General features: G+C 62.5%; 18 protein-coding genes. 4 read left to right on the top strand and 14 right to left on the bottom strand.

All coding sequences use genetic code 11. From position 1 onward, the window contains the following. The 3 genes from VIZ63_RS17105 to VIZ63_RS17095 all read right to left on the bottom strand — a co-directional run bounded on the left by VIZ63_RS17105 (nucleotide 1) and on the right by VIZ63_RS17095 (nucleotide 3,402). Entirely contained in the window at nucleotides 1-852 is an 852-nt protein-coding gene (locus VIZ63_RS17105; RefSeq protein ID WP_331610894.1) for a hypothetical protein, read from the bottom strand. Then, a complete protein-coding gene (locus VIZ63_RS17100) occupies nucleotides 849-2,504 on the bottom strand; it encodes an AAA family ATPase (protein ID WP_331610893.1) in 1,656 nt (551 codons plus the stop codon). The genes VIZ63_RS17105 and VIZ63_RS17100 overlap by 4 nt, the downstream gene beginning before the upstream one ends. A 154-nt stretch (nucleotides 2,505-2,658) precedes the next feature. Further along, nucleotides 2,659-3,402: a PspA/IM30 family protein gene (locus VIZ63_RS17095; RefSeq protein ID WP_331610892.1), complete on the bottom strand. Its 744-nt coding sequence runs from the start codon at nucleotides 3,400-3,402 to the stop codon at nucleotides 2,659-2,661. Nucleotides 3,403-3,554: 152 nt separating this feature from the next. Between VIZ63_RS17095 and VIZ63_RS17090 the strand changes: the two genes are divergently transcribed. Further along, nucleotides 3,555-4,445, top strand: coding sequence for an acyl-CoA thioesterase II (locus VIZ63_RS17090; protein ID WP_331610891.1), 891 nt, complete (start codon nucleotides 3,555-3,557; stop codon nucleotides 4,443-4,445). A gap of 69 nt (nucleotides 4,446-4,514) precedes the next feature. Here VIZ63_RS17090 and VIZ63_RS17085 read toward each other — a convergent pair whose 3' ends face one another. Next, nucleotides 4,515-5,363, bottom strand: a complete 849-nt coding sequence (locus tag VIZ63_RS17085; RefSeq protein WP_331610890.1) for a pseudouridine synthase — start codon at nucleotides 5,361-5,363, stop codon at nucleotides 4,515-4,517. 99 nt (nucleotides 5,364-5,462) lie between these two features. Here VIZ63_RS17085 and VIZ63_RS17080 point away from each other — a divergent pair, with 99 nt between their 5' ends. Further along, a complete protein-coding gene (locus VIZ63_RS17080; RefSeq protein ID WP_331610889.1) occupies nucleotides 5,463-5,807 on the top strand; it encodes a GFA family protein in 345 nt (114 codons plus the stop codon). Nucleotides 5,808-5,993: 186 nt separating this feature from the next. Here VIZ63_RS17080 and VIZ63_RS17075 read toward each other — a convergent pair whose 3' ends face one another. The 10 genes from VIZ63_RS17075 to VIZ63_RS17030 all read right to left on the bottom strand — a co-directional run bounded on the left by VIZ63_RS17075 (nucleotide 5,994) and on the right by VIZ63_RS17030 (nucleotide 19,662). Beyond that, the gene (locus VIZ63_RS17075; RefSeq protein ID WP_331610888.1) at nucleotides 5,994-7,781 is read right to left on the bottom strand and encodes a hybrid sensor histidine kinase/response regulator; all 1,788 of its coding nucleotides are present in this window, start codon (nucleotides 7,779-7,781) and stop codon (nucleotides 5,994-5,996) included. A 23-nt stretch (nucleotides 7,782-7,804) separates the two neighbouring features. Beyond that, nucleotides 7,805-8,431, bottom strand: coding sequence for a response regulator transcription factor (locus tag VIZ63_RS17070; RefSeq protein WP_331610887.1), 627 nt, complete (start codon nucleotides 8,429-8,431; stop codon nucleotides 7,805-7,807). Between the two features lie 295 nt (nucleotides 8,432-8,726). Beyond that, complete coding sequence (locus VIZ63_RS17065) at nucleotides 8,727-10,193, bottom strand: tetratricopeptide repeat protein (protein WP_331610886.1); 1,467 nt, start codon at nucleotides 10,191-10,193, stop codon at nucleotides 8,727-8,729. Nucleotides 10,194-10,296: 103 nt separating this feature from the next. Continuing rightward, nucleotides 10,297-13,002 (bottom strand): serine/threonine-protein kinase, encoded by a 2,706-nt coding sequence (locus VIZ63_RS17060; RefSeq protein WP_331610885.1) that lies wholly within the window; start codon nucleotides 13,000-13,002, stop codon nucleotides 10,297-10,299. 199 nt (nucleotides 13,003-13,201) lie between these two features. Further along, on the bottom strand, nucleotides 13,202-13,327 hold the full coding sequence (gene cydX / locus VIZ63_RS17055; protein ID WP_331610884.1) for a cytochrome bd-I oxidase subunit CydX: 126 nt from the start codon (nucleotides 13,325-13,327) through the stop codon (nucleotides 13,202-13,204). A gap of 27 nt (nucleotides 13,328-13,354) precedes the next feature. Continuing rightward, nucleotides 13,355-14,479, bottom strand: a complete 1,125-nt coding sequence (gene cydB, locus VIZ63_RS17050; protein ID WP_331610883.1) for a cytochrome d ubiquinol oxidase subunit II — start codon at nucleotides 14,477-14,479, stop codon at nucleotides 13,355-13,357. Next, nucleotides 14,479-16,017, bottom strand: coding sequence for a cytochrome ubiquinol oxidase subunit I (locus VIZ63_RS17045; RefSeq protein ID WP_331610882.1), 1,539 nt, complete (start codon nucleotides 16,015-16,017; stop codon nucleotides 14,479-14,481). Before VIZ63_RS17045 ends, cydB begins: the two co-directional genes overlap by 1 nt. Next, nucleotides 16,014-16,214, bottom strand: coding sequence for a cytochrome oxidase putative small subunit CydP (gene cydP / locus VIZ63_RS17040; protein WP_331610881.1), 201 nt, complete (start codon nucleotides 16,212-16,214; stop codon nucleotides 16,014-16,016). The genes VIZ63_RS17045 and cydP overlap by 4 nt, the downstream gene beginning before the upstream one ends. Before the next feature lie 227 nt (nucleotides 16,215-16,441). Further along, nucleotides 16,442-16,771: a hypothetical protein gene (locus VIZ63_RS17035; protein WP_331610880.1), complete on the bottom strand. Its 330-nt coding sequence runs from the start codon at nucleotides 16,769-16,771 to the stop codon at nucleotides 16,442-16,444. Between the two features lie 206 nt (nucleotides 16,772-16,977). Further along, the gene (locus VIZ63_RS17030; protein WP_331610879.1) at nucleotides 16,978-19,662 is read right to left on the bottom strand and encodes a glycosyltransferase; all 2,685 of its coding nucleotides are present in this window, start codon (nucleotides 19,660-19,662) and stop codon (nucleotides 16,978-16,980) included. A 158-nt stretch (nucleotides 19,663-19,820) separates the two neighbouring features. Between VIZ63_RS17030 and VIZ63_RS17025 the strand changes: the two genes are divergently transcribed. Together VIZ63_RS17025 and VIZ63_RS17020 are read left to right on the top strand one after the other, a co-directional pair. Next, entirely contained in the window at nucleotides 19,821-20,465 is a 645-nt protein-coding gene (locus VIZ63_RS17025) for an outer membrane beta-barrel protein (protein WP_331610878.1), read from the top strand. Between the two features lie 145 nt (nucleotides 20,466-20,610). Continuing rightward, nucleotides 20,611-21,276 (top strand): ABC transporter ATP-binding protein, encoded by a 666-nt coding sequence (locus tag VIZ63_RS17020; protein WP_331610877.1) that lies wholly within the window; start codon nucleotides 20,611-20,613, stop codon nucleotides 21,274-21,276. Nucleotides 21,277-21,278: the final 2 nt, after the last annotated feature.

The raw sequence follows: 21,278 nt of genomic DNA, 5'->3' as shown, positions 1-21,278 counted from the left end.
TCATTCCGACACTCGCTGCCGGCGCCCGGTAGTCGCTTTGGGGCGCAGCAACTCCGCCGGCGGTGGCTCGTCGGTCAGGTAGTCGAGGCCCGCGAACAGTTCGCGTTGGTCCTTGAGCCAGCGATTGGCTTCGTTGAGCGAAGCGGAGAGCGCATCCAGTGACGACGCGACACTGTGCTCGTCGGTGGCCAGCAACGCCTGTTCGCGTACCAGCGATACCTGCTGGCGCAGACGCTCGAGTTCGGCCTCGACGAGCTCGCGGCGGCTTTGCGCATCGGTGTGCGCGGCGCGGCGCGAACGGATGACATCGAGTTGCTGTTCGAGGCTGCGACGCAGCCCATCGTTGATGTCGTTGCCGGACAGTCGTTCGATGAGCCGGCGTTCCTGGTCTTCGAGATTGCGCTTCTCGCGATCGGCAGAAGTGATCACCTGCAGGATGGAGGCTCGCGCCGCCATCAGTTTCAGATGCAGCCATGCCATCTGCCGCACATCGGCGATCTGCGATTCGGTCGAGCCGGTGCGCGCCAGCAGGTCGACGATCTCGAGGGCCTGCGCCTCGATCGCGTCCTGAGATTGCCGCCCGTGATTGTCGAGCAGCGCAAGCAACGAACCGTAGCGACTGGTCCAGTTCTGCTTGCCGCCTTCGGCATCGACCGTCGCACGGAAACGATCGTTGCGCGACAGCGCCCAGAGATACAAACCTTCGAGGCCGGCGCCGATCAGCCAGAAGCCGGGATTGATCAGTGCGCCAAGTAATGCGAAGGCGGCGACGCCGAACCAGTTCGGCGGCACCGGCATGCCCAGGGGGCGTGCGTTGAAGGCCGCCGCGAGATAGGAACGACGGCCGCTCATGCCGCAGGCGAGGCCGCCGCGTAGTGGCGGAACGACTCGGGAACGAAGGCGAGATCGGTCGCTTCGCGTGCGGCGATGCGCATCTGAAATTCCAGCACATCCAGCGGTACGGGATTCTGGTAGCCGACGAGGCAGGCGTCGAGCGCCGCGGCGGCTGCGACATTCTGTGTGCGCGAATGCCGGTAAGCCTTCACCACCAGCGCTTCGGCAGCGCCGGGCGTCAGCAGGATGGGCATCTTCGATTCGAGTGCGGTCAGCTCCGCGGCTTCGAGCGGCAATCCATAGCGCCTGGCGAGTGCCCCGATGAGCCCGGCGCTTTCTGCCTGCGTTGCCGTCGGCATCAGCGGTACTTTTACATCGAGGCGACCGGGACGTTTCAGATCGACTTCGATCAGGTCCGGTCGCGACGACGCCAGTATCCACAGCACGCGCCCGCGATTCGCGTTGTCGGCCATCTCCTGCGCGATCATCGAATACAGACGACCCGACAGGCCGCTGTCGCCGCTGCCTGATTCGCGCCGGCCGAGCGTCTGGTCCGCCTCGTCGATGAACACCATGCAGCGTCCCAGGGCGCGCACGAGCCGGAAGATCTTTTCCAGATTACCTTCGCTCGAACCGACCCAGCGGTCCCGGAAATTCTTGAGCTTGACGACTGGCACACCGGCTTCCCCGGCGAGGCATTCGACGAGGAATGTTTTTCCCGTGCCGACCGGACCACACAGCAGGTAGCCCATCGGCAAGGCCTTCAGATCGCCCTGTTGCCACAGCGCGATGTCCTGGCGCAGCCACTGCTTGAGTGCGGACTGGCCGTGATAGTCGTCCAACGTGCGCTTCGATTCGATGAACTCGACCAGGCCGGCTGAATCGCGCTCCACCAGGTCCTTCTTGATGCGCGTCAGGTCCTGGGCATCGAGTGAGCGTTTTTCGTGGCCGCGAATCTTGATGAGACTTTCCAGCGCCGACACAGTGACGCCACTCAGCGCCGCGGCGAGCTGGCTCACACCGACGTTCGGCGCGAATGCGGCTGGCTGCGATGTTTGCAGCAGCGTCAATGCTCGTTCCAGCGCAGTCGCATCGGGAAGGGGTACCCGGATGCGCGCCGTGTGGGCATCGAAGGCGATCGACGGGGCGACGTCGTTGAGATTGTCGGCAATCAGGATGCTGGTGAACGCAAGATCCGCGAACGGCGCCTCGCTGGCCCACTCACCCAACAGGCTGGTCAGGCTGCCGTGCTCGTAACCGGTGCCGTCGGCAGGTGCGATCTGATCGATGCCACGCAGGATGACGGCGACATTCTCTTTCGACTCCCTGCCGAGTGCGCGCAGGTTGCCGAGATAGCGCAGGTATTTGCTGATGTACTGGATCGCGTCGAGCGGCAGGCGCGGCGCACGCTTGAGATCGGCGCCCGACCACTTCTCGACGATTTCGCCGCCCCGCTCGATGGTGAGCCCGTTGCCGAGGTCGTACGACAGCACGATCTGAAATCCGGCCAGCAGTTCGTTCTCGAGATACCCGGCCAGGTTGACCAGCCGGTTGCCCACAGCGATCCGGTCATGGACGTTGCCGTAGAGAATGAACTGACCATGCGCGCCGCTTTCGTACGCAAGCGCGAGTTCATTCGCCCAGCCGGGAGCTCCTTGGGGTGCAGGCATATGACGATCAGAAAAGAGAAGAAGGAATTTCCACGGGGGACACGGGGATCACGGGGGCAAGATCAAGACGAAGGAGGAATGCTTGCATCTGAATCACTTGTTCCGAACCCCTGTTCCCCGTGCCCCGCGTGGAGATCTTCTCCGTCTCGGATCTTCATCCGCTCTGGCTCTCGGTGCCCATGCTGCGCGCGGCGGGTGCGGCCGGGGTGGCTTCGCCCGGCAGTGAGATGCCTTCGCGCGCCGCGAAGTCAGCCAGAGCCTGATCGGCCAGCGCGTTCATTTCGCTTTCCTTGAGGTCCACCTCGCTCATGTCGACCGAGTCGCGAGCAATGCGCGCCCGTCCGGCGGCCTTGGTGCGGTCTTCTTCCACCATCTCATGCAGCCGGTTGAGCGTGTCGCCCGAGCCGCCGATGGTCGAAATCATGCCCGAGGCCATTTCGTGTATTTCCGCCATGGCCTGATTCATGCGCATGTCGTTGATGGCGCCCTTCAGGCCTTCGATCTTGGCGCGCGCTGTCTGCACGGCCACGTCGCGGGCCTTGACGAGATTCTTGTACGTCTGTTCGGCCTGTTCGAGCTGCTTGCGGTTCTCTTCGAGCTGCTGCTCGATCGTCTGCAGCCGCAGCGCATATTGGCCCGCGGCCTGCTTGTTGCCCGCGCGCAGGTGGGCGGTCGTCCTCGCGCGCAGATCCTTCTGTTCCGCTTCGAGCTTGCGGACCTGGCCCATGATCCGCTCGCACATGCCGGCATGCGTCGCCAGGCCCTGGTTGAAATTGGCGATCTGCTTGCGCAGGTTTTCCTGCTCGAGTTCCAGCAGGGCTTCGGGATTGCGCCTCTCCACTCCCGAGATGAACAGCGAAAAAAATCCTTTGATGAGATTTGCGACTCTGCTGAACATGCGTCCTCCGGCGACGGTCACCATACATTTATCGGCAGGGAGACTACGGCAAACCCTGTGTGAGGAGTAGGGAGGGCAGGCAAGATACGGAGAGCCACCGGCGAGTGGCCGCTGCCTACCGGCCGATCTCGCGGACTGGCTATACTTGCGCCATGCCCGCACCTATCAGCACGCCGCCACTGGCGCCCCAGCATTTGAGTGAGATGCTCGAACTCGAGCAGCTCGACAGCAACCTGTTCCGCAGCCGCGCCAATCAGGAAAACATGAACGGCTCGCTGTTCGGCGGGCAGATTCTCGGGCAGAGCATGAAAGCCGCGGCGCTCACCGTGGATGGCGCGCGTCATGCCCACTCGTTGCACGGTTATTTCCTGCTGGCCGGAGCCAGCGATATTCCCGTCATCTATGACGTCGAACTGACGCGCGACGGCGGCAGCTTCTCGACCCGGCGCGTGGTCGCCCGCCAACGTGCCAAGACCATTTTCCACATGGAATTGTCGTTTCATCGGCAGGAAGAAGGTTACGAACACGACGTCGTGCTCGATATCGACGTGCCGGACCCCGAAGATCTGATGAGCACCGTGGAGCTGGCGAAGAAGTACTCGGCCTTGTTGCCGAAGGACTCACCGCCGCTCGAGCACTGGCCGTCGATCGTTGAGTTCCGTCCCACCAATCCCGACGAGTTCTTCATGCGCAAATCCCATATTGCGCGTGGCCTGTACTGGATCCGGTCCTCCTCGCCGCTGCCCAACGATTCGGTGACGCAGCTGGCCGGCGCCGCATATCTGTCCGACTACTTCCTGTTGAGCAGCGCCCTGCTGCGACATCCCGAGGCGACTCGCTCTGAGGTGTTGCTCGCGAGTCTCGATCACGCGATGTGGTTTCATCGGCCGTGCCGCGCCGACGACTGGCTGTTGTTCGATACGACGAGCCCCTTCATGGGTGGCGCCCGGGGCTTCGCTCGCGGCGAAGTCTATGATCGCCAGCGCCGGCTGGTGGCATCGGTGGCGCAGGAGGGGTTGGTGAGGCCGATGAAGAGGAGTTGAAAGTTGATAGTGGATAGCGAGGAAGGCTGCAGCGCCTGTCCGGAGCTTGCAACTGTCAACTATCCACTATCAACTACCGAGCACCGCCGATCGCAGCTTATCCACGTCTTTCTTCCCCAGCAGCTTGATTTGACCGGGCTTTAAATCGCCTGCGCGCAGCGGACCGATCGCCACTCGTTCCAGCTCTTTCACCTTGAGACCCACGCGCGCCAGCATGCGGCGAATCTCGCGGTTCTGGCCTTCGCGCAGCGTCACGCTCAGCTGCGTGCGATCACCGCGATTGCGATCGACGAAACGCTTGACGATGCGCACCGACTCCATCGAGGCGCGCTTCGATGTCTTCGCGCCGTCCGATGTCGGCGTGACCAGATACATGCCGCGCTTCAATGCCTGCAATTGCTCATCGGAAGCAAGTCCGGCGCACAGGACGCGATACTCCTTGGCGACGCCGAATTTGGGGTGCGTCAGCTGGAACGCGAGGTCGCCATCATTGGTGAGCAGCAGCAGGCCGGTCGAGTCGCCATCGAGCCGCCCCACCGGGTACAGGCGCTCCTCCTTGCGCATCGCCGGCGGCAGCAGGTCGAGGACATTTTTCCGACCGTCCGGATCGCGCGTCGTGGTGATCACGCCTTTCGGCTTGTTTACAAGCACGTAGGTGTGCGATCTCGTGGCAGCCCTTGCCGTCGCCGATGCGTATACGCTGTCGGGAAACTGGATCACCTCGCCGTCCAGATCGACGACATCCTTTTCGGGATGGATGAAACACGGCAATGTGGTCACGGCCTTGCCGTTCACGCGCACCCGCCCCTCCGTGATCATGTCTTCACAGTCGCGTCTTGCACCGATACCGGCATCAGCCATGGCTTTCTGCAGCCGGACACCCGCGGGAGTGCGGGCTGCGGGGGAATGATTCTTCATGGGGGCAGCTTACCGGACAGGCGGGCGGTGTTATAGGTTCGCTGCCCGCTACTGAGCGGTTCTCGTGGTTCTGCAAGTCCTTTTCGGGAGGAGTTCATCATGATCTACAGCGGCAGCTGTCACTGCGGCAGCATTGCGTACGAAGTCGAGGGAACACTGACGGAAGTGAACGAGTGCAACTGCTCGCACTGCAGCCGCAAGGGCTACCTGCTGTGGTTCGTGCCGCGAGACAAGCTGACGCTGAAAACGTCGGCGGACACCCTGCAGACGTACACCTTCAACAAGCACGCCATCCGGCATCGCTTCTGCAGCAATTGCGGTTGCGCCCCGTTCGGCGAAGGCAAGGGCCCGCAGGGCGATGTGGCAGCGATCAATGTCCGCTGCCTGGAGAACGTGGATCGCTCGGCGCTCAAGATCACGCCAGTGGATGGCAGGAGTTTCTGAAGAGGGCCGCTGGCCGCAGCCCAATGGACTGACTTACGAAGCTGGAACAGAGCTCACACTGAGTTCACGGAGAACACGGAGGCCCCGGAACGGAAAAAGAAGAATTTTCCCCTCCGTGCCCTCCGTGATCCCCGTGTGAAATCCTGGCTGCTTTTGTCTTGTGTCTGCCAGCAGCCCTGCGCCCCCTCAAGCTTTTGCCGCTTCTGCCAGCACCTCGCGCCCCTGCCGCGCGAACTCGTGATTGAGCAGGGCACGCAGGCGCACTGCCTTGAGCGGCTTGTGCATGATCGTGAGGCCGGCCGTACTTACCTTGCGCAATTGCTCGGTCGCGGTGTCGCCGGAGATCAGCACGGCCGGCAGCGATTCGCCCAGCTGTGCGCGCAACGTGCGGATGACCTCGATGCCCGTGTCCTCGCCACGCAACCGCAGGTCGGCAATGATGAAATCGGGAATATCGCTGCCGAGTGCGCTGAGCGCTTCGCTTGCGTCCATGGCCGTCACGCAGCGGCAGCCCCAGCTTTCCAGCAGGCTTTGCATGCCCAGGCGTACGGAAGCCTCGTCGTCCACGACGACGATGAGCTTGCCTCGCAGCAGATTCGGTACTTTCTGTTCGACCGTTGCAGTCACCGACGGTGCGCGCTGCGCATCCGCGAGCGGAACCTCGATGGAAAAGCGCGAACCGCGTCCTGGTCTCGAGTCGAGCGTGAGCGGGTGATCGAGCAGTGTCGAAATACGCCGGACGGTGGCGAGTCCCAGGCCCAGTCCGCGGGTGCGATCGCGCTCCGGGTTATTGATCTGGTAGAACTCTTCGAAAATCCGCTCGTGCTGATCGGGCGGAATACCCACGCCGGTGTCCCAGACTTCGACCAGCAGCTTTTTGCCGCGCTTGCGACAGGCCACGAGCACACCGCCATCATTCGTGTAACGGATCGCGTTCGACACGAAGTTGGAGAGCATCCGGAACAGCAATGTCGAGTCCGTCGCCAGGATGTCCCCGGAACGTCGCACGCGCAGCCGCAGCCCCTTCTCCTGCGCCGGCACCAGGAAGGTGCTGCGCAATCGATCGAGGACCTGATCGGCAGGGACGGCCTCGCGTTTGACCTGGACCTGTCCGGCGTCCAGTCGCGAAATGTCGAGCAGGTTGTCGAACAGCTGTTCCAGCGATTCAGTGCACAGCAGGATCTGGTCGACCAGCTTGATGCCTGAACGCCCGGCAGAGCCATTGCGCAGCGCCGTCGCGAACAGACCCAGCGAGTGCAGTGGCTGACGCAGATCGTGATTGGCAGCCGCAAAGAACCTCGATTTCGAACGGCTCGCTTCTTCGGCGCGCACGCGCGCCTCTTCCGCCAGTGTGTTCTGACGTTTGAGCTCATCGACGAGCTGTTCGTTCTCGATACGCAGCCGGATCTGCGTCGCGACCGCACGTGCCTGGCGTTCGACGAACAGCAGGACATAGCCCAGGACAGCGATCCACAACACGCCGAGCGCCGCATTGCGATAGCCGCCCTCGAACACGTAGCGCACCGCGAGCAGGCCGAACACGGGCACGGCGAAGGAATGCAGCGCGGGTGGAAAGTAGGCGTGCGTCATGATGCTGATGGTCGCGCGGCTCGCCAGACACGCGGAGATCAGGGCGAGTGCCAGCGACTGGTTCGGCCCGACGAGCACGAATGCCGCCGAGCCCCAGACCAGTCCAGCGATGAAGGCTGCATTGGCGAGGCGCATGCCCCACAGGCGCGGCTCGGCCTGCGCATTGGCGGCGCGTCGATACGCGAACGTCAACCATTGCACGCCCGCCTGTACCAGCAGCACGCCGGTGCACCACAGAGCGATCGTCAGTCCGGAAACGTCTGGCCACGCGATGATGACCATGAGCACGGCCATGAGCACGGCCGACCCCGAAACCGCGGCGGTATTTCCATACAGCATCGCGACGCGTTGCTGTTCAACGCGTCGCAACAGCGCGGCGTCCATGGGGTTGGTGGACGGGCGGCGGATCAGCGCGTGGCGGCGTAGGCCGTCGATGGCAGAAAGCCACGGCGCTGCGCGGCGAGCACGGCCTGCGTGCGGTTGCGCACGTTGAGCGCTTCGAACACGGCGCTCACGTGGGCCTTGACCGTGCGCTCCGCGACATCGAGCGCGCGCGCAATTTCCTTGTTGCTGCAACCCCGTCCCAGCATTTGAATCACTTCGAGCTGGCGTAGCGTGAGGGAGCTGTTGTCGCCAGTCGCCGACGCCTGTTCCTTGGGCATGAAGACTTCGCCTTCCAGCACCCGCTTGATCGCTGCGACCATTTCATCCGCGGTGAAGGACTTTGGAATGAATCCGGAAGCGCCGGCCGCGACGGCGCGGGAAGCGATTCCGTCCTGCTCGTCGCCCGAGATGATGATGCAGGCAGTGGTCGGGTGCTTTTCGCCGATGACCTTCAGTGCATTGAAGCCGTCTTCGCCGCGCAGATGCAGATCCAGCAGCACCAGGCCGACTTCAGGATCGCGCTGCAGGATTTGCATCGCCTCCTGCACGGAGGAAACACTGAGGATTCCGGCGTCCAGCGCACCCTGCTCGAGAACCGCATGAAAGCCGGCCCGGAAGAGAGGATGGTCGTCCACGATCAGGATTTTCATGGCTGTGCCCCAACGGTGCTAAAGCGATCGCTCCTGCCAGAGAAGATTGCAGCGCTTCCGTTGCCTGCAGTGTGGGGTTCTAGCCCCCTCGATACGTCGAGTCCATCGTACGTCCGGGCACGGGATGCGGGCAATGCCCTTTGGTGCACCGCGAAAGCAGCGTCGGTTTCTACGGCCATCGCTGCCCATAGTGCCAATTGTCCGAACAAGGATCGCGGAGGACGATAACACCGTACTTCGATCCCCCGTGAGAGTTGCGCCGGCCGTTGCAAAACCGCCGGCGTTTTTTTGGCGCTTAAGCCATAGCGCGTTTCTTTGCAGGGTTGATTCCCAGCTCTGCGAGCCATTGCAGGACCTGCTGCGTGAATGCGTGATTGACGCCCAGAGCACGCAGAACGATGGGATAGGCCTCGAGCAATAGTTGTCGTGCGCGAGGCAATGACTTGTGTTGCAGGAACAACGAACGACCCAGGCATGCTTTGGCAATGGCTCCGCCCACCGTATCCGGCCCGAGCTGGGTCGGCCAGATCTGCACTGCATTCTCGAGAATCGATTCAGCTGACCCTGCGTCTGCTTCCCCGCTTTCGATCAGGATGCGGCCTTTCCAGGTTTGCGATTCGGCGATGAATATATGATTGGCGGGCAGGGCGCCTGTTTGCACATTCTTGTCATAGATATCCAGTGCCTGCTGGAACTCCGAAAGGGCGCTGGAGCGCTGATCCGAGTCGTAGTAGTAGCGTCCCAGGTCCGCGTGATCGTTACCTGTGAAGTAGTGACCGGGGCCGCGAATCTGCACGTCCAGGCGCAGGGCCCTGTCAAACAGCTCGCCAGCTTCGGCGAGATCCCCTGAGCCATTGCGAATCCGCAGCAGGGACCCCAGCGCGCTACACGCGTCGATCAAGTTGGGATGGCATGGCCGGTCGAGGCTCTTCTCATAGAGATCGATGGCTGTTCGATAGCCTTGCTCGGCTGCGGCAATTTTTCTCAGCGCTTCCTTCACTCCCGCTTCGTTCGCCAGGTGGGTCGCATACTTGGGGTGGTTCCTGGTGCCGAGCTGCCGCAAGTCGAGCGGCAACAACTCCTTGTAGGTCGCTGCAGCTTCCTGCACCTGATCAAGATTCAATTCTGCACGGCCGCGTATGTCCAGCAGACGCGTCGTGTTGGGGTCCGTGTCGTACAAGCCCAGCGTCGTGAGGATACAGAGGCCATTGCGGGCCGATTGAAGCGCGGCCCCGAAACTGCCTTGCTGCAGCTGGCAAATGCCAAGTTCGACGAGATTGATCGCGATTGCAAGGCTGTGCGGCCCGTATGCCTTGGTGTTGATCCGGATTGCGTCGCTGACTGCAGCAAAGGCAGAGTCCAGTTCGCCGAGTTCGCGTTGGGCGCGTGCCGTGCTGTTGCGGCTCAGCGCCGTCAACGGATGGTCGGGGCCGAAGAACTTGAGGCGAATTTCCAGCGCTCGTTGTACGAGTGCTGCGCCTTCCTTCAGGCAGCCACGATTCAGTAGCGCGAGGCCCAGCGCATCGAAGACGGATGCCGCTTGTTCAGGCTGGTCGCCGAGATCAATGCCGGCGCACGAGCAATCCTCGGGCCCCTTGATCGCTTTGCGCGGTGGGCACGAAACAATCAGTTCCCCCATCGTCGCCTTGCCGGCCCTGGTGCCGCGCAATTTTCTGACACGTGTGCTGCGCGCGCCGGTTCTGAAGAATGGGCGCAAAGCCCTGGACCCGGCGACCTTGTCATCGGCAATCAGGATTCTCATGGGTCTCTCCCTGGCATTGTTCATCTTGATGGCGGAGGGCGCTGCCATTGATCATGGTGATCGAGTGATCTTCTTCGCCACAATCGCACTTACGACCAGTCGATCATCCCGATCCCGGAAATTTTTGCAGATACTGCTGAGCGGCCTCCGGTCTGTGCATCTCTCTGTACAGGTCCTCGATCCACTCGCGCACGACGCCGCTCGCCTCACGACCGGTGGCGCGCATATCCTTCGCCAGCACCGGATAGCTCTCGAGCAGTGCCGGTTCCGCCTGCGCGAACTTGCCCTGCATTGCCCATGAGCGCCCCAGAGCGGCTCTCGCCATCGCGAAGCCCGGGCTCTGCGTTCCGTACTCGATGCGCCAGCATTCGAGCGCACCCGTGAGTAATTTTTCGGCGTCGCTCGGGCGACCCTGCAGCAATTGCACGCGTCCGAGAACCGTCGAGGTCGTGGCGATCAGCCCGTGGCATTGCGGCAGAGTCTGGTAGTAGATCGCCAGCGCTTGCTGGAAGAAGCTTTCCGCGCGCGCATATTGCTGCCGGCGAAATGCGAGGCGACCCAGGTTCTCGAGGTCATTCCCGACGTACGCATGATTGGGGCGGATGCGCCGGCTGATTTCCAGGACCTGCTCGAGAATCCGTTGCGCCTCGTCCAGACGTCCGGTCTCCATCAGAAAGAGGCCGAGTGAACTCATGGCATCGACGGTTTCGGGGTGCTCGATGCCCATGACGCTGCGATGCGCCGCAACCGCTTCACGATAGAGTTTCTCGGCTTCAGCGACGTGTCCCTGGTCCGCAGTGATCATCGCGAGCCGGATGAGATGGCGGATGTAGTACGGGTGGTCGGTGCCCCGGCGGCGCACGTCGATCGCGAGAGCCTGGCGTAGCAGCTCTTCCGCCCTGGGAAGATCGTTGCGCGTCTGCGCGATGCGCGCGAGGTTGTCCAGAGGAATGGCAACTCCCTCGCTGTCGCTGCCGAGGCGCTGCACGCGAATGTCCAGGCAACGTTGCAACAGCAATTCTGCGGCGGCGAGTTGGCCCTGCTCCTGCTTGATGACGCCGAACCTGCAGAGACTCTCTGCGGTTTCGATACTGTCCCTGCCGGTTTCAGTCTGCGTGATGCGCAGGCTCTCCTGCGCCAATGCTTCCGCGGTGTTGAGGTCGCCCTTTTTTTCGTAGACCCGATTCAGGCTGTAGAGGCTGCGCGCAACGTCGACGCTGTCGGGGTCGAGCGCACGCCTTACTGACAGTCCCTGCTCGATGAGCGGCTGCGCGTCGACAAAGTCACCCAGTCCCAGATACACGCGGCCAATGGTGTCGAGCAATGTCGCTTGCAGAGCCGGCTGGCCTTGCAATTCGCGCGTGATGCGCGATGCGCCGCTATCGAGGATTTCGCGCGCCGTGATCTCCTTACCGCGCGACTGAGTCGGGTCCGCGAGGCGGAACGAATCGATGAGGAACGACGACACGGCCTGCGCATGTTCGCGTTCCGCCTCGGCCCGCGTTCTCTCGACCTGCGCCGCGTCACGTTCCTGCTCGATGCGCCGGGATTGCAGATAGGTCGTGACGGTAAAGCCGACGAGCAGCGCGACGAACGCCGCCGACATGGCCGCGACCAGCGCATGCCGGTGCAGAAATTTGCCAGCCCGATATGCCCAGGTGTCCGCCCGGGCGCTGACGGGCAGGCCGCGCAGATACTTGCCGATGTCTCCTGCGAAATGTTCCACCGACGAATATCTGCGCTCGGGCTCTTTGCGCAGCGCCATCAGCGCAATGTTGTCGAGGTCGCCCCGCAACTGCCGCGCAAGTCGGGTGGCTGTGGTCGAGCGCTCGGCGGCGATCTCGTGGATGCCACTGTCCGGCGTGTCCTGCGCCGCAGCAACCGCAACGCTCATCGCCGGCGGCATGTGTTCGCAGATCGTGCGTTCCAGGTCCTGCAGGCGGTTGCTGTGCAGGACGAACGGCTTGTAGCCACACAGGAGTTCGTAGAGCAGCACGCCGAGGACGTAGATATCACTCGCGGTGGAGATGAGGTCGCCGCGTATCTGCTCGGGGCTCGCATGATCGGGTGTCATGACGCGGATATCCGCCTGCGTCACGGCCATCGTGTGCATCATCTGCCGCTCGTCGAGCATTTTGGCGATGCCGAAATCGAGCAGCTTCGGGGTTCCGTCCGCCGTCACGAGGATGTTGGACGGCTTCAAGTCGCGATGCACGACAAGATTCTGATGAGCGCGGTGCACCGCGGCGCACACCGCTACGACGAGTTGCATTCGCGCTTCGATGCTCAGTCGTCGTCGGTTGCAATAGACATCGATGGGCTCGCCGTCCACATATTCCATGACTATGTACGGCGTGCCGTCGGCAGTCGCCCCGCCGTCATAGAGTCGGGCGATGTTGGGATGGTCGAGCGAAGCGAGAATCTGGCGTTCCTGCCGCAGCCGACTTTGTACGTGACGCGATAACAGTCCGCGGCGCACGAGCTTGATTGCAACCTGCTGTTGAAACTGCTCGTCCGCCCGCTCGGCCAGGAACACTTCGCCCATGCCGCCCGCGCCCAGACTGCGCACGATGCGATAGGGGCCGATCAGTTCTCCCGCGGGATCCGGCAGCACGACACCGGGGTCGAAATCGTCGACGGACTGGTCGTCGAACCACTGCTGCCGCGATTGCACTTTCAGCAAGGCGCTCTGGAATAACGCACTGTCGTCGGCACACGCGGCACGGATGAATTGCAGCCGCTTCTCCGGCGACAGGGTCTGCGCCTCGTTCACGATCTGATCCAGCAGGGATTTACCAGCGTCCGTCATGACACGTGATCAGCGCGGATGCGACGTACAAAGGTCCGCTTGTGGCGTGGTGCAGGGAGGGTGTAAATACCTCGAGCACTCAATACTCTGTGGAGACCGTCATGTCCAAGACACATGCATCGCAACCGCGGCAGTTCGACGAGGCGAAAATGCGCAAGGAACTGCGTGGAGGGGGCGGCGTTGGCCGCCAGGTCAGGCCCTACTGATCGGGTTCACCGTCGTCCTTCGACGCGATGTCGCTCTCGTACAACTCCAGCCACATCGCATTCAGGATCGCGAAGGTGCAGGCGAGCCCGAGACCGAGAATCCAGGAGAAGTACCACATGGCGGTTACCGTGATGTGAGGGCGACTTCAGTAGGCGCCCTTGTGCAAGTGGTCCAGCGAGACCTTGCCGCGCAGCACGCGGAACACCCAGCTCGTGTAAGCAAGGATCAACGGCATGAAGATCAATGTCGCGATCAGCATGATGAGCAGCGTCAGACGGCTGCTGCTGGCGTCCCAGAGCGTGAGGCTGCTGCCGGGATCGAGTGACGACGGCAGCAGGAAGGGAAACGCGCTGAATCCTGCGGTGCAGACGGTGGCTGCGCCGGTCAGGGCGCTGCCCATGAGCGCGAGTCCGGGTCGCAGACGCACGAACACAAACGCGGCAATCGCGCCGACGTATCCCAACACCGGCGCCAGCATCATCCACGGATAGCGACCGTAGTTGTCGAGCCACGCGCCAGTCCCGACGATCACCGCTTTGCCGAGCGGATTCGAGGGGCCGATGGGATTGATCTCTGACACGATGCGATAACCGTCGACCGACATGGTGATCATTACGCCGCCTATCGTGAACAGCGCGATGTACGTGACTGCCATCGCACGCGTTGCTGCAGCGGCGCGATCCATCATGGGCGAATGAGTCTTGAAGGCGGCATACGCTCCGCCGTGCATCGCCAGCATCGCGACACTGACGACGCCACACACCAGCGCGAACGGATTCAACAGCGCGAGGAACGAGCCTTCGTAGAAGACGCGTAGCGTGTCATCGAAGCGGAACGGCACGCCGAGCAGGAGATTGCCGAACGCTACGCCGAACACCAGTGAGGGTACGAAGCCGGCGATGAACAGCGCCCAGTCCCAGGCGTTGCGCCAGCGCGGCTGGGTGAGCTTGTTGCGGAACGAGAAACCGACCGGTCGCAGGATCAGTGCGGCGAGCACCAGGAACATCGCCGTGTAGAAACCGGAGAACGCCGTCGCATATAGCGGCGGCCAGGCGGCGAAGATTGCGCCGGCGCCAAGAATCAGCCATACCTGATTGCCTTCCCACACGGGCTCGATCGTCTCCAGGAACACGCGGCGCTCATCATCGGTTCTGCCGAGGAACCGGAACAGCATGCCGATGCCCAGATCGAAACCATCCGTGACGACGAAGCCGACGAGCAGCACACCGAGCAAGGCCCACCAGATGAGGCGCAGAATTTCGTAGTCCATCAGTGCGCTCCTTCTGCCGACCAGCGTTCAGGTCCCTGCTTGATGACTCGTCGCATCAGGAAGACATCGACTATCGCGAGACTGGTGTAGAAAATGACGAAGCCAAGCAGGCTGAACCAGACCTGGCCGGAACTCACGGATGAGACGCCCAACGAAGTCGGCAGCATGCCTTCGATCACCCACGGCTGGCGGCCGTACTCCGCAACGATCCAGCCGAGTTCCGCGGCAATCCACGGCGTTGGCAGACTGTAGAGAGCGATGCGTAGCAGGCCGCGATGATTCTCGATGCGACGACGAGCCGTGAGGATGAATGCCGTGCCGAACAGCAGGATGAAGAAGATGCCTAGTCCAACCATGACGCGGAAGGACCAGAACAGCACTGGCACGTTGGGCACCGTGGACCACGCGGCGGCCTCGATGTGGTCGTCGGTGGCGTCCTTCGGATCGGCAACATAGTGCTTCAGCAGCAGTGCGTACCCGAGATCGGACTGATAGCGCCCAAAGTGACGCAGCGCTTCTACGTCCTTGCCGTCGACACGCAGACGCTGCAGTGCTGCATAGGCGATCTGGCCGTTGCGGATGCGGGCTTCCGCATCGTCGACCAGGTTGATGATGCCGGGCACTTCCTTGTCGATTGACCGCGTTGCGATCAGGCCGAGCGCCCAGGGAATCTTTATTTCTGCGTGCGTCTTGCGCTGCGCCACGTCGGGAACGCCGAAGACCGTGAAACCCGCGGGCGCCGGTTCCGTGTGCCACATCGCTTCGATGGCGGCGATCTTCATCTTCTGGTGCTCGTTCGCCGTGTAGCCACTCTCATCCCCCAGCACGACGACCGAGAGAGCTGAAGCGAGGCCGAAGCTGGCGGCCACGGCAAACGAGCGCCGCGCGAACGCACGATTGCGTTGGTGCAGCAGATAGAACGAGCTGATCGCGAGCACGAACATCGCGCCCGTGACATATCCGGCGCTGACGGTGTGAACGAACTTGGCCTGCGCCACCGGATTGAAAATGACTTCGGCGAACGACGTCACTTCCATGCGCATGGTCTCGAAGTTGAAGCGCGAACCCACCGGGTTCTGCATCCAGCCATTCGCGATCAGGATCCACAGCGCCGAGAAGTTGGAGCCGAGCGCCACCAGCCAGGTCACGATCATGTGCTGCAACTTCGACAGTCGATCCCAGCCGAAGAAGAACAGACCGACGAACGTCGACTCGAGAAAGAACGCCATCAGACCTTCGATGGCCAGCGGCGCACCGAAGATGTCGCCGACGTAGTGCGAGTAGTACGCCCAGTTGGTGCCGAACTGGAATTCCATGGTGATCCCGGTCGCGACACCCATCGCGAAGTTGATGCCGAACAGCACGCCCCAGAATTTCGTCATCTGACGCCAGATGGGGCGCCCTGTCATCACGTACACGCTTTCCATGATGGCCATCAGCACCGACAGGCCCATCGTCAGCGGTACGAACAGGAAGTGATAGAGCGCCGTCAGTGCGAACTGCAGCCGCGAAAGAATGACGACGTCGACATCGATCATGATCCGTCCTCTGCAAGAGAAGAGGAATCGAGCAGGTGTTCTTCCACGCGCGTCGGCGTGATCTCGGGGCGTTCGTCGAAGAACAGGAAGCGCAGTGCGATCAGCGCCAGCAACTTGAGAGCGAGAACCGCGATGATTTCACGGCGCAGGCCGAAGATGTGTCGTGCGTGCGGACTGAGATGAAGTGGATCAGACATGCCGATCGCCTGCGACTGACCGCCGCGATTCTCGGAGGTTGCTGCGGTGCGATCAATTGCGGGAAATACGCGCGGACGTTCGGGAGACGTTGAAGCGTTCGACTGTGACTCAAAGGAATCCCGCGGGGAAGTCGAACCCACAGGAAGCTGTTCGCGATCGGCGCCGGTGTTGAAGTCGCCGGGGATGTAGGACCGCAGCTAGCCGCTGATCGGCGTGCCTTCCGGAATCAGCACCTGGGCCTGGTTGCCCGCGGGCACGACGACCTGATCTTCGAGGCCGGCGTTGAATGCAGCGACCGCGGCAAGCCCGGATCGATACGACGCCGGGGCCAGTCGGCATGATCGTCGTGATCGTGATGATTGTGCCGCTCGTCCTTGCCGGCGAGGGCGGACTGGCTCACCAGTCCGGTCACTGCGGCGGCGACACCGCCTTTCACGATGTCGCATCGGTCGTAGCGCCGTTCGACGATGTCGGTGAACCAGGGCTTGTTCGAGGGGTTGCTCTCAGGCTCCTCACCCACAGCGACGGCAGGGGTGAAAACATCTTTGTCCAGCACGGCAGACTCCACGCGGTTGATTGACGACCGACGCAGTAAAGAAGTCGCGTGTTGCGAAGAGATGACGGATTTCGAAGCAGAGATGAAGAGTCTCCACGGGGAACACGGGATGACACGGGGCAAGAGAAGGCTACAAAAATGCAGTTCTTCCACCCGTCCCGCGGGCTTTCTCTCGGTCATGCCTCCCCCGTGGAGATCTTCGACTCTCAGGTCCGAGGCTTGGATTGCTTCGCACCGCCCTGTGTGTCCAGCGGAGAATATTTCTGATCCCTGTCCTGTGTCCCCGGCGCGGGGCCCAGCCAGCGTGCCGGCAGTGACAGCACTGCGATCAGCGACACGAGCAGCGATGCGGCATACGGAATCGACTGGATCATCAGCACCGCAACCCAGATGCTGAGATCCGGCCCGCGCAGCTCCGCTGGAACGCCCACAGTGTGGCCAGCGATCACGCTCTGGTGCGTGAGGAAGTAAACGGCGATCAGCAGCACGATCAGGAACGCCGTCTCCTGTGCCGCATCCGCGAAGGCTCGCGCCAGCGCATGCGGCTGGGTTCCCTTCGGTGTGCGGAAGAAAGGCTGATTGCTCGTGACCATGCCTTTCACCACGGCCAGGCCGATGGTGTGCGACAGCGCGAGACCCGCCAGCGCGGCGGCGATGGTCTGGCGAATGTTCGCGCCGACTCGCGATACGTACAGATGTGCGAGTTTGACCAGCTTGAACGTGAACAGCGCGAGCGGCAGCACCGAGAACATCACGAGCGGCGGATCGATGCGATGCGGCGCCCAGATCATTGCGATGGACCAGCCGACGGCGGCGACGTTCACCAGCAGGTTGAGTCCGTCGGCGAGCCAGGGCAGCCAGCCGGCGATGAAGTGGTAGCGCTGTCCCGCGGTGAGCTGCGTGCTCTTCGAAAACAAGGCGGTCGAGTGACGGCGAAGGATCTGCATTGCGCCGTAGGCCCAGCGGAAGCGCTGCTTCTTGTAGTCGATGAACGTGTCAGGCATCAGGCCGCGTCCGTAGCTGCGTGGCAGGTAGTGCGACTGATGACCGTGCTCCAGCAGGCGCAGGCCCAGTTCGGCATCTTCGGTGATGCACCATTCGGCCCAGCCGCCCGAGCTGTCCAGCGCTGCGCGTTGCACGAGCGTCATCGTGCCGTGCTGGATGATGGCGTTGCGTTCGTTGCGCGTGACCATGCCGATGTGGAAGAACCCGCGATACTCGGCATGGCACATTGCCTTGAAGGCGCTCTGGTCGTGATCGCAGTAGTCCTGCGGCGCCTGCACGATGGCGACGGTCGGATCGGCAAAAGCGGGCACGAGGTCTTTCAGCCACTGGGGTTCGACCACGTAGTCGCTGTCGATGACCGCGACGATGCTTGCCGCAGGATCGGTTCGTTGCAGCGCATAGTTGAGCGCGCCGGCCTTGAAGCCTGCCAGCGGTTTCACATGAAAGAAGCGGAAGCGGGGTCCGAGCAGGCGGCAATGCGCTTCGACGGGCTTCCATGTAGCGTCGTCCGGCGTGTTGTTGTCGATGACCAGGACTTCGCAGTCGGGATAATCGAGTCGCGCGAGCGCGTTCAGCGTGTCGATCAGCATCGATGCCGGTTCGTTGTACGCCGGCACGTGAATCGACACTTTCGGCCACACCTCGGGCGCGGTCAGCGGCTGGACCAGCGCGCGACGACGCTGACGAACCCAGCGCGCTTCGGCCCATTCGATCGCCTCCGAGATCACGACCGCGATGACACCGAGCATGCCGAAGATCAGCAACGTGCCGACGATCACGCTCGCGAGCGTCAGGTACTGCTGCGAGAACCGATAGATCACGAGCACCGCGCAGGTTGCGGCTGCATAAATCACCGTCGCAAGAAAGCTGCGTCCGCGCGTGCCCATGCCGCTGGTGTTGGTGTAGACGAGCAGCAGCAGGATCGCAGCCGTGACGACGGAGATGCCCGCCAGCAGCTGCCATTGAGGAATGCGCACGATCGGCTTGATGAATTCGAATTTCGGCTGGCGCTGGACGTTGTACACGCCCCAGTACGCGCCGACCGCGCCTTCGTAGCGCGCCTTCCAGGGCTGATCGAAGGCTTCCATGATGTAGTAGACGTAACCTTCGTCGCGCGCGCGCGCGAGGAAGCGCCGCAGGAACAGCGCTTCATTGCTCAGCGATGCCACGGCTCCCTCGCGCGTGCGGCCTTCAGACGGCCAGCCGACTTCGCAGATCACAATGGCCTTGCCGGGGAACGTCTGCTGCAGCAACTCGATCCGCGAGGCCATGTAGTCGATCGCCTCTTCGACGGGGATGCCTTCCCAGTACGGCAGCAGGTGCACACCGATGAAGTCGACGTGCTCCGCGAGTTGCGGATGACTGATCCAGACGTGCCAGGGCTCGGCGGTGCTGACGGGTTGATCGACTGCGGCGCGCGTACGTTCGAGTGCAGTGATCAGTTCGTCCGCAGTGAGATCGCCGCGCAGGACGGCTTCGTTGCCGACGATCACGCGAATGACATTGCTGTGCTGACGCGCCAGTGCGATGGCAGCGTCGATTTCCTTCTGGTTCGTCGCGCGATCGCGATCCAGCCAGGCGCCGACCGCCACCTTGATCTGATGCTTCGCCGCGAGTGCGGGAACGTCAGCCAGGGTGTCGAGCGATGAATACGTCCGCACGGCATTGACGGAAGCAGCGGCCAGCAGCGCCAGGTCGGCATCGATCTGCGCGGGTGAGGGCAGGACACGGTCGGCCGGATTCTGATCGGCATGGAATGGCGAGAACGCCATGCCCTGCACGCCATGCGGCCACCGCGGCTCGTCGACCGGCTTGTTCAGCCAGGCCCACAGGCCGAAAGTGATCGCTGCGAAGACGATCGCGACGAGGTAACTGGAAAACTTCATCGCTCCGCTGCGGGGGGTTGGTGGGGAGGTGTGCCGGTATTTCTCCGGGCCGCGTACCGTGCTGGCTGCATGGTAACTTACCGGCCATTGTGCGCAGCCCGTCGGGCACAGGGCTGCTGACGGCAATTCAACTTCTTGTTTACACGGAGAACTTCAACATGTCCCGCAGGGTGAGCAGTGTGCTGTCGGCAGTGGGGGTGTGCATCGGGCTGTCGCTGGCCTCGACGGCGCTGGCTGCGGAGTCGCAGAAGCCACCGAACTTCGAAATCACTCCGTATGTCGGCCAGCTCACCGGCGGCGAGTTCAAGGATACGACCGACGGCAGCGATCGTGACGTCGATGGCGATACCGATTTCAAATTGTTCTTCAACATCAACGCCGACAGCCCGGAACGCCAGTACGAAGTGATTTACGCCAACCAGAGCACGCAGGTGCAGGGTGCCGTGCCGCTCGACCTGGATATCCGGTACCTGCATGTTGGCGGCATCGTGAACTTCACCGACGTGCAGCCCGTCATCCCGTACTTTGGCATCACCATCGGCGCCACGAAGTTCAGTCCCGACGGCCCTGGTCTCGACGATGAAACCAAGTTCTCCGCCAGTGTCGGCACGGGATTGAAATACAAGTTCACCCGCAACATCGGCCTGCGCTTCGACGTGCGCGCCTTCGTGACGCTGCTGGACACGGATGGCAGCTTCTTCTGTGTTTCCAACCCGTCGACCGGGTCCGGTTGTGCCATCGCCGCGTCGGGCGACACGTTCATTCAGTACGGCGCCGGCCTCGGCTTGATCGCGGCGTTCTGAGGTCAATTAACAATTGACAATGAACGATTGAAAATTGAGATGGGATCTCGCGTCCGATTCGTTCATTGTTCATTGTCAATTCTCAATTGCTAATTGGCCCCGTCGCCCATGATCTGACCTCGATCCGGAGCGTGTCGGTGACGGAATGCTGATCGTCGAAAGGCTCTCCAAGTCATTTGCCGGCGCGTCGCCGCGTCGCGTGTTCAGCGATATCTCGCTGCAGGCCTCGCCCGGCGATTACTTCGCGATCATGGGCGAGTCGGGGAGCGGCAAGTCGACATTGCTCAATCTCATCGCGGGCCTCGATACGCCGGATGCCGGCCGCATCGTCATCGATGGCCAGGACATGGCGGCGCTCGATGATACCGGGCGAACCCGTCTGCGCCGCGCGAGGTTGGGGTTCGTGTTCCAGGCGTTTCATCTGCTGCCGCATCTCAGCGTCGAGCGCAACGTCGCGCTGCCGCTGGCGCTCAACGGCATCGTCGGCAGTGCGGCCGCTGCAAGAGTCGACGAACTGCTGACGGCGGTTGGTCTGAGTGGCCGGCGGCGCGATTCGCCGTCGCAACTGTCTGGCGGAGAAATGCAGCGAGTCGCTGTGGCGCGTGCGCTCGTGCATCGTCCGCAGGTGGTGCTCGCCGATGAGCCCACGGGCAACCTCGACAGTGATTCGGCGGCCGAGGTGTTGCAGTTGCTGCGCTCGCAGCTGAAGCGCGATCAGGCGGTCGGCATCCTCGTGACGCATTCGACGATGGCTGCCGCAACGGCCGACAGCGTTCTGCGCCTGAGCGCCAACGGACTCGAGCGGGCCTGAGC

The sequence above is a fragment of the Povalibacter sp. genome, assembly GCF_036520495.1.
Lineage (GTDB): Bacteria > Pseudomonadota > Gammaproteobacteria > Steroidobacterales > Steroidobacteraceae > Steroidobacter.
Note: the sequence above shows the minus strand (reverse complement) of the source record. Positions and strands in the feature narration are given on the sequence as shown.